The 13,306-nt window shown below is 35.2% G+C and carries 11 protein-coding genes; 6 read left to right on the plus strand and 5 right to left on the minus strand.

Annotated features, from left to right (window positions below):
* Positions 1–25: 25 nt before the first annotated feature.
* Entirely contained in the window at positions 26–1,204 is a 1,179-nt protein-coding gene (locus ERL59_RS13155) for an oxalate decarboxylase family bicupin (RefSeq protein WP_160646692.1), read from the minus strand.
* A gap of 305 nt (positions 1,205–1,509) precedes the next feature.
* Here ERL59_RS13155 and ERL59_RS13160 point away from each other — a divergent pair, with 305 nt between their 5' ends.
* The 3 genes from ERL59_RS13160 (at position 1,510) to ERL59_RS13170 (ending at position 5,354) form a co-directional block, all read left to right on the plus strand.
* Positions 1,510–1,731, plus strand: a complete 222-nt coding sequence (locus ERL59_RS13160) for a YdbC family protein (RefSeq protein ID WP_160646693.1) — start codon at positions 1,510–1,512, stop codon at positions 1,729–1,731.
* Positions 1,732–1,814: 83 nt separating this feature from the next.
* The gene (locus tag ERL59_RS13165; protein WP_160646694.1) at positions 1,815–3,557 is read left to right on the plus strand and encodes an ABC transporter ATP-binding protein; all 1,743 of its coding nucleotides are present in this window, start codon (positions 1,815–1,817) and stop codon (positions 3,555–3,557) included.
* Between the two features lie 33 nt (positions 3,558–3,590).
* Positions 3,591–5,354 (plus strand): ABC transporter ATP-binding protein, encoded by a 1,764-nt coding sequence (locus ERL59_RS13170; RefSeq protein WP_160646695.1) that lies wholly within the window; start codon positions 3,591–3,593, stop codon positions 5,352–5,354.
* 53 nt (positions 5,355–5,407) lie between these two features.
* Here the strand turns inward: ERL59_RS13170 and fhuF are convergent, their stop codons facing one another.
* Genes fhuF through ERL59_RS13190 form a run of 4 tightly spaced genes read right to left on the minus strand, consistent with a single transcriptional unit; the run spans position 5,408 to position 9,024 of the window.
* Complete coding sequence (gene fhuF / locus ERL59_RS13175) at positions 5,408–6,148, minus strand: siderophore-iron reductase FhuF (RefSeq protein ID WP_160646696.1); 741 nt, start codon at positions 6,146–6,148, stop codon at positions 5,408–5,410.
* Positions 6,135–6,953, minus strand: a complete 819-nt coding sequence (locus ERL59_RS13180) for an ABC transporter ATP-binding protein (protein ID WP_160646697.1) — start codon at positions 6,951–6,953, stop codon at positions 6,135–6,137. Before ERL59_RS13180 ends, fhuF begins: the two co-directional genes overlap by 14 nt.
* A 38-nt stretch (positions 6,954–6,991) precedes the next feature.
* Positions 6,992–8,017 (minus strand): FecCD family ABC transporter permease, encoded by a 1,026-nt coding sequence (locus ERL59_RS13185; RefSeq protein ID WP_160646698.1) that lies wholly within the window; start codon positions 8,015–8,017, stop codon positions 6,992–6,994.
* A complete protein-coding gene (locus tag ERL59_RS13190) occupies positions 8,014–9,024 on the minus strand; it encodes a FecCD family ABC transporter permease (RefSeq protein ID WP_160646699.1) in 1,011 nt (336 codons plus the stop codon). The genes ERL59_RS13185 and ERL59_RS13190 overlap by 4 nt, the downstream gene beginning before the upstream one ends.
* 190 nt (positions 9,025–9,214) lie before the next feature.
* On the opposite strand from ERL59_RS13190, the gene ERL59_RS13195 reads away from it, so the two are divergent.
* The 3 genes from ERL59_RS13195 (at position 9,215) to ERL59_RS13205 (ending at position 13,306) form a co-directional block, all read left to right on the plus strand.
* A complete protein-coding gene (locus ERL59_RS13195; RefSeq protein ID WP_160646700.1) occupies positions 9,215–10,192 on the plus strand; it encodes an ABC transporter substrate-binding protein in 978 nt (325 codons plus the stop codon).
* A 204-nt stretch (positions 10,193–10,396) separates the two neighbouring features.
* Positions 10,397–11,776, plus strand: a complete 1,380-nt coding sequence (locus tag ERL59_RS13200) for an aspartate aminotransferase family protein (protein ID WP_268894517.1) — start codon at positions 10,397–10,399, stop codon at positions 11,774–11,776.
* Between the two features lie 3 nt (positions 11,777–11,779).
* On the plus strand, positions 11,780–13,306 hold the full coding sequence (locus ERL59_RS13205; RefSeq protein WP_160646701.1) for a pyridoxal phosphate-dependent decarboxylase family protein: 1,527 nt from the start codon (positions 11,780–11,782) through the stop codon (positions 13,304–13,306).

Below are 13,306 nucleotides of genomic sequence, written 5' to 3' on the forward strand. Positions count from 1 at the left end.
ACATTAGGAGTTTAAGATATATACTTTATAATTTTGGGTATTTAACAACGGGAAATTTTTGCTTCCGTAAGGTATTCATGAATTGAGGTCCTACATGTAAGTTGGTTCGGACAAGTTCATGAGGGGTTAGTGCCATCCATTGATTTAATGAGATGTCTTCAAAACGATGACTTTGGAATATTTCAAGAAACCATAAACTATCTTCTCCAATATTTTGTATATAATGCCCGAAAGCTAAGGGAACGTACCCAACATCACCAGCCCTGACATTAAATGTGCGTGCTGTTCCATTTGCTGCAAAAGCAGTCATTTTCCCAGAACCTGTAAGGTAATATTGCCATTCATCGTTGTTTGGATGCCAATGCATTTCTCTCATTGCACCAGGTTTAATTTCAACTAATGCAGCAGCAATTCTTGTGGAGATAGGAAAATTAGTAGAATCTACTATACGAACCGTACCTCCAGATGTTTGAATAGGTTTTTGTGCGAGTAATTTGTGAGTAAAGCTTTTTGGGACCGTACCATGAGGACTTTTTACTTTTTCACTTTCTAATGAACTAGGTACTTTTGCTTGATACATGTATGTTTGTTTTTTGGGGATGTAAGTAAAGGCGTTTTCTGACACACCAAAATTGGCAGATAAAATGTCTCTTGGGGTATGTGCAAACCAATCTGAAATCGTGAAGGTATCACTTTCTGTAAAGTTTCCATCATCAAATACAAGCAAAAATTCGCAGCCTTCTTCCAACCCTTGAATAGAGTGCGGTATTCCTGGTGGGAAGTACCACAAATCGCCTTCTTCAATATTTGCAATAAAGTTCCTTCCATCTTGATCCATGGCTGTGATTCGTGCTTTTCCTAAAAGCATATAAGCCCACTCTGCTTGTTTATGCCAATGCAATTCACGAACTCCTCCTGGCAACAGTCGCATATTGACTCCTGCAAGTGTTGTTGCAATGGGTAGTTCTCTGGCAGTTACTTCTCTACTCCATCCTCCGTGATATAACTGCATATTTGTATCAGAAAAAGAAAATTTAAGATTTGGGATTCTTCCAGAATCAGTAACAGGAGGTACGAACATATCTGAATTCTCTAAATCACGCATAATATCTCTTGGTCCGAGGTCAGTTGCCCCAGCCCCGTCATCTCTTATTGGTTGAGGTATTATTCCAAATTCATAATGATTTTGAGGTCGTTTATACATAAAAACAGCTCCTCAATCTATAAATTGGATATTAACTATTTTAGTTTATGATGCATTTTAGTTTGTATGTCAGGAGGTTTTAAATCTCATTTTAAATTTCTTTTATTCTTTTTTTGGAAAATATTAAAACGAACACCGCTTTTACTAAATATACTAGATTTAGAACAAATGTTTGTATCCATATTATTTTATGTTATAATTAAGTCTTACTACTCTAATGATAAGATATTTCTAATATAGAACAAATAACGTTCATTTCATATATTTATTCATTTAATCATAATCAATATAATGGAGGGTTCTTCATGGCAGAGATCAAATTTGAAATACTTAAAACGATTGCAACACTTTCAGAATCACCTAAAGGTTGGACAAAGGAATTTAACTTAATTAGTTGGAATGGTCGAGATCCTAAGTATGACATTCGTGACTGGTCTCCTAACCATGAGAAGATGGGAAAAGGTGTAACATTATCAAATGATGAATTGAAACGGTTACAACAAGTTTTAAAAGAAATTGATTTTTAATCAATAAGAACAAATATTGGTAGATTTACTGCTATCTTTAATATGTTTGGTATCTGATTCTAGCTTGAAAAGAGGGTAGATATATGTCTTTTGTAATCAAATTAAAATGGTTTTTTAAACAGCGTTGGAAAAGTTACGTGGTAGCCATTACTATTATGACCATTGTGACTCTCCTTACCATGATTCCACCGATTATGATAGGAAATATTGTAGATCAAATTGGGGAGAATAAGTTAACATCAGAATCTTTAACCAAAACCGTACTTTTACTTCTGTTTTTGGCCATTTTACTTTACATATTAGTTTTTACGTGGATTACAACTTTGTTTCGTAACTCTGCTTTGGTCGAATCTATTTTAAGAAAAAAACTACTAACAAATTTAACGAAGATGACTCCAGGTTTTTTCCAAAGAAATACAACAGGAGACTTAATGGCATTAGCTACGAACGATGTTCTCGCAATCGGACAAACAGCTGGATTTGGTGTTATGACCTTGGTTAACACGATAGTAGGTGTTTCTGTTGTTGTAATTATGATGGTTTCTTTAATTAGTTATAAATTGATGCTGGCTGCTTTCATTCCTCTCCCTTTTCTAGCTTTAGTGATCAACAAACTTGGGAAAAATGTAAGAGTAAATTTTCTGGAAGCACAAGCTTCATTTGGTAAAATGAATGATCAAGCCTTGGAGTCTATATCAGGGATGAGAGTAATCCGTTCCTATGTACAAGAGGAAAATGATATTGCGGCTTTTGATCATGTAACTACAGAAGTGTTAAATAAAAATAGAAAAGTGGCTATATTTAATGCCCTTTTTCAACCTTCAATTTCACTCATTGTTGGTTTAAGTGTTGCTATTGGAATTAGTTACGGTTCGTATTTAGTCATTCAAAATGAAATTTCACTGGGTGATTTAATAACGTTCAATATTTTTTTAGGTATGTTAATATGGCCAATGATTGCTTTTGGTGAGTTTATAAATGTTTTACAGCGTGGAAGTGCTTCTGCAGATCGAATGGATAACATTTTATCTCAACAACCTGATGTAAAGAATGGAGAAGTTACAACAACAGTAAATGCTCCATTAAGTATAGAAATGAAGAACCTTACATTTCATTACCCAGGTTCTACTGCAAATAGTTTGGAACAAGTCTCTTTTCGCTTAGAACGTGGACAGACGTTAGGAATTGTAGGTCGAACTGGAAGTGGAAAGAGTACGCTGTTAAAACAACTGTTGAGGCAATATCCAATCGATAATGAAAAATTATTTATTTCTGATATCCCTGTGGAACAAATTAGTCTAGAACAAATGAAGAGCTGGGTATCCTATGTACCACAGGAGCATATGCTTCTATCTAAAACATTAAAGGAAAATATCAAATTAGGAAAACCTAATGCAACCCAAGAAGAGATTGATCGTGCTATTAAAATGGCTTCTTTCACAAAAGATGTATCTAGAATGGCCGATGGACTTGAAACGGTAATTGGCGAGCAAGGTGTTATGCTGTCTGGTGGCCAGAAACAGCGAGTTGCGATAGCTAGAGCTTTGTTGCTTGATGCTGAAATTCTAATATTAGATGATTCATTATCAGCCGTAGATGCTAAAACGGAAAATATAATCTTACATGAAATCAGAAATGAACGTGCTGGAAAGACTACTTTAATTACTTCGCATCGATTATCAGCCGTGAGTCATGCTGATTGGATTCTTGTTATGAATGAAGGTCGAGTGATTGCAGAAGGAACACATGAAGAGCTCATGTTTCATGGTGGTTGGTATAAAGAGCAGTGGGAGCATCAACAGATGGAAGCAAGTTTAGATGATTAAACAAGAGATTTATTTTGAAAGGAGTGATATTTCATGGAGTCTAAACAAAACGTTTCCAGAAGACTTTTTCAATATGCTCTTCATTATAAATTTAGAATTATAGCCGCACTCCTTATTCTTTGTGGTGCTGTTGGAGCAGAATTAGGAGGACCATTAATTATTCAGATCATTATTGATAATCATCTTTCTAATGAAGTTATAGAAATATCACCTATTTTGAGTTTAATTGGTCTGTATGTAGGTCTCCTAATTACAGCAAGTGTTTTAAATTTTATACAAGGATATGCCTTACAAACGACTGCCTTACGCATTATTAAAAATATGCGGATGGATTTAATGAAACATATTCAACGTATTCCAATACGTTACTTTGATAATACACCTATTGGTCAAGTTGTTTCCAGAATTGCGAATGATACTGAGGCAATACGAGATTTATTTATGAGTTTTATGGCTACTTTTGTAGTAAGTACAGTACAGTTAATAGGTATTTATGTATTTCTATTTATTTTAGATTTTAAATTAGCATTTCTTTGTCTTCTGCTTCTGCCTGTCTTTGCATTGATCATGTATATACACCTTAAATATTCAAAAGTGTTTATTACGATTATGCGTGCTCGTTTAAGTGATATGAATGCGATGATTAATGAATCTATTCATGTAATGCCAATTATTCAAGCATTTAAACGAGAAAGATTAACGGTGGAGGAATTTGAAAAATTAAATCAAGATCGTTATAAAAATCAATTAAAACAGTTTCGTGTTTTTGCCCTTTCATCTCGAAATGCAGTAGGAACGATTGGTAGACTAGTAACAGCAATGGTTATTTGGTACTTTGGGAGTCAATCACTAGAGGGAGCGATTCAATTTGGGGTATTTTACGTATTTATAGATTATTTAGGACGTATATTTCAACCTATCATAGGCATATTTGATCAGCTAACCAATGCACAAAGAGCTTTTGTTTCAGCTGGCAGAGTATTTACCATACTCGACATGGATGGAAAGGAAATTTCAAATGCGGATCAAGCACCTCGTCCAGAGGGACGTGTTAGATTTGATGATGTGACATTTGCCTATAAGTCTGGTGAAAATGTATTAAAAAATATTTCTTTTGAAGCTCAAAAAGGAGAAACGATCGCACTTGTTGGACATACTGGATCAGGAAAAAGCTCCATTATGAATCTTCTATTAGGGTTTTATGAACAAAACGAAGGAAAAATAACGATTGACAATGTAGATGTAACTAAATTGTCCAAACAAGCTTTACGGAAACATATGGGAATTGTATTACAAGATCCATTCCTCTTTGCTGGGGATATAAAGTTTAATGTTAGTTTATATAATGAAGAGATAGATATGAACAAAGTGAAAGATGCGTTGCAAAAAGTAGGGGCTTCCACATTTGTTGAACAGCTTCCTAAAGGGTATGATGAACCAGTTGTTGAACGAGGAAGTACTTTATCTGCAGGGCAGAGACAATTGATTTCATTTGCAAGAGCGCTGGCTTTTGATCCAGCCATTTTAATATTAGATGAAGCCACCGCTAGTATAGATAGTGAAACTGAAGGGTTAATCCAAAAAGCACTTAAGGTCGTAAGTGAAGGAAGAACAACGTTTGTGATTGCACATAGATTGTCTACCATTCGGGATGCAGATCAAATTCTAGTACTTCATAGAGGTGAAATTGTAGAGCGTGGTAATCATGAAGAGTTGATGGAACTAAAAGGTCGGTATCATAAGATGTATCAGCTTCAAAAAGGAGAAAGAACACAAAAATCTACATCTATTTCTTAATCAGTCTCAGCGATTCAGGTACAATATTAAAAAACGTGAATCGCTGGTATACACTATTGATTAGCAATAGGACAGTTTCTACAATGGGTTTGCTCCATTGTTCGGTACTTTAAGCAGCATGTTTTTCTTATACGGTAAGATTCTCCTTTTTGTTCAGGGTGATCTATCATTTTACCATCAATAGATAACGGATTTGTAGAATTTATACCAAACAATTCAGGTTTTGCATTCTGAGTAATATACAAGTAATCTTGTTCAATAAGATTACGAGTTGAATGATCTTCTACCATTTTAAGCCCTTCTTTATACAAATAATCAATGTATACTAATACATTTTCCCATAGAATTAATGTTTTAAGATTTGTCATCTGATTTAATAGAGCAAAAAAGGGCTGTAAATTATTTTTAAATAAAGTAGACAAAGTATTATCTCTATCAGTAAATATATTTTCTGATTTTTCTATCCAGGCTGATGGAACGATATAAATATAAGGAGTATTTTTATTTACGTAATAGATCGTAATATTTTTTAAGTCAGTTGCAATAGGTTTACGATAAAAACTCATGATAAATGGAATAGCACACATCATATGCGCATAGTATTTGCTGAAAATAGACGCAGCAGCAGCCAAATCTTCTGTTTTTATTTGTTCTGCAAATCGGAATAACCACGTTTTTAATCTTTGTTCATCAATTAAGTCTTTACCTAGCAAGGTAGTAGTAGGATGATCCGGTTTTTCAAATACAATATGAAATTTTTCTTTGATAAATTGCTCCTGTTCAAACGATAACATGATTTAGTTCCTTTCTTTCAATTCTTCTACCTTTTCCAGTTGGAATACACATCGGTGTAAAAAAAATGGGATCAAAGACAACTTTACATTTTAGATCAAATACTTGTTGAATCATTTCGGGTGAAATAACATCCTCTGGTTTGCCTTCTACAAATACTTTTTTATCTTTAAGCGCTACAATATGGTGAGCATAACGGCATGCAAGGTTGATGTCATGTAAAACCATAATAATGGTACGATCTTCTTTTTCATTTAATTCAAATAATAAGTCAAGAATTTCAATCTGATGCGTTACATCAAGATAAGTTGTGGGTTCATCTAGAAGGATTGTGTTTGTATCTTGTGCTAAAGTCATGGCAATCCATGCCCTTTGTTTTTGTCCACCAGATAGTGAATCAATAGGTACATCCTTGTATTCTTCCATATGTGTTTCTTGTAAAGCTTGTATTACCTTTTCTTCATCTACCTTTGACCATTGACGCAAAAAGCTTTGATAACAATATCTGCCTTGCTTTACGAGTTCTAGTACAGTAAGTCCTGAGGGAGCGGTTGGGCTTTGTGGCAATATGGCAAGTTGCTTTGCTAATTTTTTGGTTGACATCTGATGAATGTTTTTACCATCTAATACAATTGTTCCAGCTTCAGGGTTTAACAGTCGTGCCATACTTCGTAATAAAGTTGATTTGCCACAACCATTACTTCCTAAGAAAACAGTAATCTTGCCCTCTGGGATCTTAATATTTAATTGGTCAAGAATTAATTTTTCACCGTATTTCATCGTGATTTGACTTGTGGTTAAAGACATGTTTATCCCACCTTAAAAGTTTTATCATAGCTCGCTAATTAGCGAGTTTTTTTTAATAATAAATAAATGAAAAAAGGGGCACCGATAGCGGAAGTAAAAACCCCTACTGGGATGCTAATAGGTTGAAATGCAGTTCTACCTATTAGATCTGATAACATAACAATAATGGACCCAATCAAAGCAGAAGTTGGGAGAACACCACCAAATCCAGGTCCAACTAATTTTCTAGCAATATGAGGCGCCATTAAGCCTACAAACGCAATCGTTCCACCAATAGCTACAGCGGAGCCAGCTAAGGCCACAGCAATGATAAAAAATATAATACGCTGTTTTTGCAATGGACTGCCAACCCCAATAGCAATGTCATCACCGAGTTGTGTCACATTTAAGCTTCGCAGTAAGAGAAACGCTGCAGGGAGGAATACAATAATCCATGGCAGGTATATATATACTTGAGTCCAGCTAGCCCCATAAATACTGCCTGTTAACCAGGTCATAGATTTACTTGCTATATGTGGGGGTCCCATTACTATCATCATCGTAGTCATTGCAGTGGATACGGCTGACATGCCAATGCCAATCAATACTAATCGTATTGGAGAGATGCCACCTTTCCAGGCTAGAAAGTAAATGATCATTCCATTAATGAGAGCACCAACAAAGGCTACTATGGGTAAAAATTGAATACTTGCAGCAGGAAATAGAGTGATGTAACTTATTGCTGCTACTGATGCTCCTCCACTAATCCCTATTACATTTGGTGAAGCTAAAGAATTTTTGATCATACCTTGCAATATTGCACCTGAAACAGCAAGAGCTGAACCAATTAAACATGCTATGATGACTCGTGGCATACGTAGATGAATAATTGACAAGTTGTCTTTCATTGATCCTTGACCTAGAAGGACTTTTAATGATGTTAGTGGATCAAAAGTTTTCCCTAGCGAAAGACTTAACCAAAATAATATAATTTGAATGATCAATAGGTTGATTAAAACGATCATTGTTTTACTCGAAAGTAAAAAAGAAAAGTTAGATGTTTGAATAGTGATCATTTTTTTCATGATTGCATTCTTCCTTTACGAACGATATAAATGAAAAACGGGACACCGATGATAGCGGTAGTTACTCCTACTGGTACTTCTTGTGGCATTGCGATCAAACGAGAGATCATATCTGCTAACAGCAGTAAACTTGCCCCTAATAAACCACTGTAAATGATCACCCAACGTGAGTTTAGACCAACAAAAAATCGAGCCATATGTGGAATGATTAAACCAACAAAAGAAATAGGGCCAGCTATGGCTACAGAACTACCAGCTAATATAATGATCAGCAGTCCCATTGTTAATTTTACCCAGACAGTGTTCTGACCCAAACTTTTGGCGACATCTTCACCAAGTTGTAATGCATCTATTTTTTTTGCAATAAGTATAGAACCTATCCAACCAATCAACATATAAGGAAAAATTTCTATAAGCATTGCCATATTTCTTCCAGCGATAGAACCTGAAATCCAAAACAAAACTTCATCAAGTGCACTAGCATTAATAATTAAAAAAGCATGGCTCAAAGAAGTTGTAAAAGCAGCAACAGCTGCACCAGCCAATGTTAGACGAATGGGAGAATGATCTCCTTTTGTTGTCTGTCCTAAAGCATATACAATGGTTCCAAATATGGCGGCGCCTAAGAAAGCAATCCAAGTAAATTGATTTAATGAACTTATCGAGAATAAAGTTACGGCTAACACGACTAGCAAAGATGCTCCACCATTAATTCCCAATATACCTGTATCTGCAAGAGGATTGCGAGTTAAAGATTGTAATAGTGCTCCAGCTATACCTAAATTAGCCCCTATACAGATAGCAATTAATGCCCTGGGAAAACGTACATCTCGAATAATCACGTGTTCATTCGAATAATCAAAGTGAGTAAACGCATAGAGGATATCCTTCCACTGAGTAGAATACTCCCCAAATTTTATACTAGAAATGAAAAGGATAAATAAAAGATTAAATAATAAGAACAGACCCAACCATCTTTTAGTTGTATGATTAAATACAGAAGTCATTGATATGTAGGTATCCTTCCTGACAATAAAGTATATGAATTTATTTTGATTATGATAATCATTCTCAATAAATTTATAAAAAGTATTGACATTTATGAATTAAACAATTAACATTTTAATCAATATTGATAATCATTCTCAATTGACCATTCTGAATTAATTATACTACAAAAAAAGGGGAATTGTAATCATGAATTTTTTTAGAAAGACAAAAAAAGGGTTTCTTTTTTCAATAATGGCAATTTTTATTGTTGTTTTATCGGCATGTGGAGGTAATGAAGATAAGACAGAAGAAGCCAGTACTGAACCAGTAGAAACAGAAGAAACTTCATATACAGTAAATCATGCAATGGGAGAAACTATCATTCCTGAAACACCAGAACGTATTGTTATCTTAACTAATGAAGGCACAGAAGCTTTATTGGCATTAGGTGTAAAACCAGTTGGGGCTGTTCAGTCTTGGTTAGGTGATCCATGGTATGAACATATTGCAAGTCAGATGGAAGATGTAGTGAATTTAGGTACTGAAATAGAACCATCAATAGAAGAAATTATCGCGTTAGAGCCAGATTTAATTATTGGCACTAAAGTGAGACAGGAACAAGTATATGAACAGTTATCTGCCATTGCTCCTACAATTTTCTCGGAAACTTTAAAGGGAGAATGGCAAGAAAACTTTAATCTTTATGCTGAGGCATTAAATAAAAAAGATGAAGGTCAAGAGGTCATTGCACAGTTTAATCAGCGTACGGAAGTTTTTAAACAAAAAGCAGGGGATCAGTTGGAAAAAGAAGTTTCTGTTGTACGATTCTTACCAGGTACGGCTCGAATTTATCATAAACAATCATTTTCTGGTGTTGTTTTAGATCAGCTTGGAATCAAACGTCCTGCTGTTCAAGATGTCGATGATTTTATGATTGAAGTTTCAAAAGAGAGTATTCCTAATATGGATGGAGATCTTTTATTCTACTTTACATATGACGATGGAAGTGGGTTAGGAACACAAACAAAAGAAGAATGGTTGAATGATCCTCTATGGAATAATTTGGATGTTATAAATGATGGAAATGTTCATGAAGTAAGTGATGCGATTTGGAATACAGCTGGTGGAGTTTTAGCTGCTAATATTATGTTGGATGAATTATTTCAGATTTATGAAATAGAATGATTTGCCGATTAATATTACATCCATTTTTCCTGTATCAACATTCCGATAGACTCCCTCTCTATAAGAGGGAGATAACGGTCTGTTAGAAAATGTATGATATCTAAATAGTCATTTTATTATATTAAAGGAGGTGAGATAGAGTTTTTTTTTGACATTACAATGATAATGATTATCAATTTCAATATAATTTAGGAGTGATTACACTTGCAATGGAATCATGAAACTAATTCAAATAACAAAATGTTATTAAGTCAGCAAATGAAACGAGAATCAAACGCTCGTTCTTATCCTAGACGCATACCGATTGCAATTCGAGAAGCATCAGGAATTTTTATCAAAGATGTAGAAGGGAATTCTTATATTGATTGCCTAGGTGGGGCAGGGACATTGGCTTTAGGGCATAACCATCCCGTTGTAGTAGAAGCGATTCAGTCATTTTTATCAGAGGGTTATCCCTTACATACGTTAGATATTACAACGCCAGTTAAAGAACAGTTTGTAGATGAATTGTTAGCAAGCCTTCCACCCTCATTTGCAAGAAGGGCAAAAATTCAATTTTGCGGTCCTTCAGGAGCTGATGCAGTAGAGGCAGCAATAAAACTAGTAAAAACAGCTACAGGAAATCGAAGTGTATTTTCATTTCATGGTGGATATCACGGCATGACACACGGAGCACTTAGCTTGATGGGGAATACGAGTCCAAAGGAGAAAATTACGGGTTTGATGTCAGATGTTCACTTTCTCCCGTTTCCATATAAATATCGTTGTCCGTTTGGTTTAGGTGGAGATTTAGGAATTTCTACCGGAATTCATTATATTCAAAACGTACTTGATGATCCTGAAAGTGGAATCGTATCCCCGTCTGGAATGATTATGGAGGTGGTACAGGGAGAAGGAGGTGCTATCCCTGCACCAGATGAATGGGTGCGTGAGATTAGACGTTTAACAAAAGAAAGAGATATACCTCTTATCATTGATGAAGTTCAAACAGGCATTGGTAGAACAGGTGCAATGTATGCATTTGAACATGCAGATATTACACCTGATGTAGTGATTCTTTCTAAGGCAATAGGTGGATCTTTACCGCTTTCTGTTGTACTTTATGATGAATCATTGGATCGCTGGGAACCAGGAGCACATGCAGGAACTTTTCGTGGAAATCAAATGGCTATGGCAACGGGAATTGCGACATTACAATATGTGCTAAGAAATAAATTAGATGTACATGCAAAAAAAATGGGTGATTTATTCATGTCCAAATTACTTAAAATCCAAAACGAATACAAAAGTATTGGAGAAGTCCGAGGACGGGGGTTAATGATTGGCGTAGAAATTGTAAATTCTAATGAATCTCCTGACCAACTAGGTGCCTATCCATCAGATCCAGATAAAGCACGTAGTATACAAGCAGAATGCTTTCGTCGTGGTCTGATCGTAGAATTAGGTGGAAGACATGGCAGTGTTGTAAGGTTTTTACCTCCATTAATTGTCAACGAAGATCAAATTGAACAAATCAGTTCTATTTTTTATGACGCCATTGAAGCAGTTGATAAACAAGAGATGAAGTTGATGCAGGAGGTCTAAACCATGGCATCAATTAAAACGTTAGAAAAGTCATCGATTTTTGATCACTATTTTCCAGCTAATAATGAAAATAGTATAGAAATGTTTGATCAAGCGATGTTAATGGTAAAGCATGTGGTACAAACCTTTTTTAAAGAACAATCCAAACCATATAAAGGGGCAAATCCAAATAAATTAAATGATATTTGCAGTGAAGTGATGGATATTCCAAGAATTGGAATGGATTTAAATAAAATTATTGAAAAAACAGGTGCCAAAATACTTGAAAATTCAATTGGAGTTACACATCCGACTTGTGTTGCGCATTTACACACTCCCCCTCTTACTGCTTCTATTGCAGCGGAAGTCATCATGAATGTGATGAATGCTTCAATGGATTCTTGGGATCAGAGTGCGATGGCCACCCATATTGAGCAACAGATGATGAAGTGGTTATGTCAAATTTATGGTTTTCCTTTGCAAGCAGATGGTATTTTTACCAGTGGAGGAACCCAATCAAATTTCATGGGGCTTTTGTTAGCAAGAGATCATTACATTTTTAGAAAGTGGCAATGGAATGTAAAGCAAAAGGGTCTGCCACCTGAAGCAAGCAGAATGAGAATATTATGTTCTAAAGAAGCACATTTTACAGTATCACAATCAGCAGCTTTGCTAGGATTAGGTGAGGATGCAGTGATCACGGTTGATACTGACGAAGATGCCTGTATGTGCCCAGATCTTTTAAAGCAAAAATTAGAAACTTTGAAACATGACGATTACTTTCCGTTTGTCATTGTAGCAACAGCAGGTACAACTGATTTTGGCAGCATTGATCCACTTTCTGAAATAGGTGAACTAGCTGAATCCTATAACATTTGGCTTCATATTGATGCAGCATATGGTGGAGCGATTCAATTCAGTGATCAACATAAACTAAAATTAACAGGAATTGAAAGAGCAGATTCTTGCACGATCGATTTTCATAAATGGTTTTATCAATCTATTAGTTGCGGTGCTTTTTTAGTTAAAAATAGATTGGTGTTTCAATCCTTACACCGCAATGCGGATTATTTAAATTCACTGGAAGATGAGCAAACAGGCATTCCTAATTTGGTTGGGAAATCTATACAAACCACTCGACGTTTTGATGCTTTAAAGCTTTTAATGTCTTTACAGCATGTAGGGCTGGAGAATTTTTCGCAAATGATAGATTACACCATTCATCTAGCGAAACGAACAGCTACTTATATTGATCAGGATCCATCTTATGATCTTATACAACATCCAACGTTAAGCACTGTTGTTTTCCGCTACAGGCCTAAGTTGATTCAAACAATGGATATACAAACTAGAAGTAACAAATTGCATCAGCATATTCGATTGAAATTATTACAAAGTGGCGAAGCAGTAGTTGCAAAAACAAAAATAGACGGTTGGGTTAGCTTGAAATTTACTTTATTAAATCCTCGTACTGAAATGAGTCACATTGAACACATATTGAATCAGATTAAACAAATTGGTGAGTCTTTTGATCAAGAAAGGGTGAGTTAA

Origin of the sequence: Chengkuizengella marina, assembly GCF_009910845.1 — a bacterium.
In the GTDB taxonomy this organism is placed as follows: Bacteria; Bacillota; Bacilli; order Paenibacillales; family KCTC-33759; genus Chengkuizengella; species Chengkuizengella marina.

Bases quoted from the DNA above. Each gene is read 5' to 3' on its own strand.
- fhuF (WP_160646696.1), bottom strand. From the start codon at position 6,148: ATGTTATCGTTTGAACAGGAGCAATTTATCAAAGAAAAATTTCATATT.
- ERL59_RS13180 (WP_160646697.1), bottom strand. From the start codon at position 6,953: ATGTCTTTAACCACAAGTCAAATCACGATGAAATACGGTGAAAAATTA.
- ERL59_RS13165 (WP_160646694.1), top strand. From the start codon at position 1,815: ATGTCTTTTGTAATCAAATTAAAATGGTTTTTTAAACAGCGTTGGAAA.
- ERL59_RS13190 (WP_160646699.1), bottom strand. From the start codon at position 9,024: ATGACTTCTGTATTTAATCATACAACTAAAAGATGGTTGGGTCTGTTC.
- ERL59_RS13160 (WP_160646693.1), top strand. From the start codon at position 1,510: ATGGCAGAGATCAAATTTGAAATACTTAAAACGATTGCAACACTTTCA.
- ERL59_RS13155 (WP_160646692.1), bottom strand. From the start codon at position 1,204: ATGTATAAACGACCTCAAAATCATTATGAATTTGGAATAATACCTCAA.
- ERL59_RS13170 (WP_160646695.1), top strand. From the start codon at position 3,591: ATGGAGTCTAAACAAAACGTTTCCAGAAGACTTTTTCAATATGCTCTT.
- ERL59_RS13185 (WP_160646698.1), bottom strand. From the start codon at position 8,017: ATGAAAAAAATGATCACTATTCAAACATCTAACTTTTCTTTTTTACTT.
- ERL59_RS13205 (WP_160646701.1), top strand. From the start codon at position 11,780: ATGGCATCAATTAAAACGTTAGAAAAGTCATCGATTTTTGATCACTAT.
- ERL59_RS13195 (WP_160646700.1), top strand. From the start codon at position 9,215: ATGAATTTTTTTAGAAAGACAAAAAAAGGGTTTCTTTTTTCAATAATG.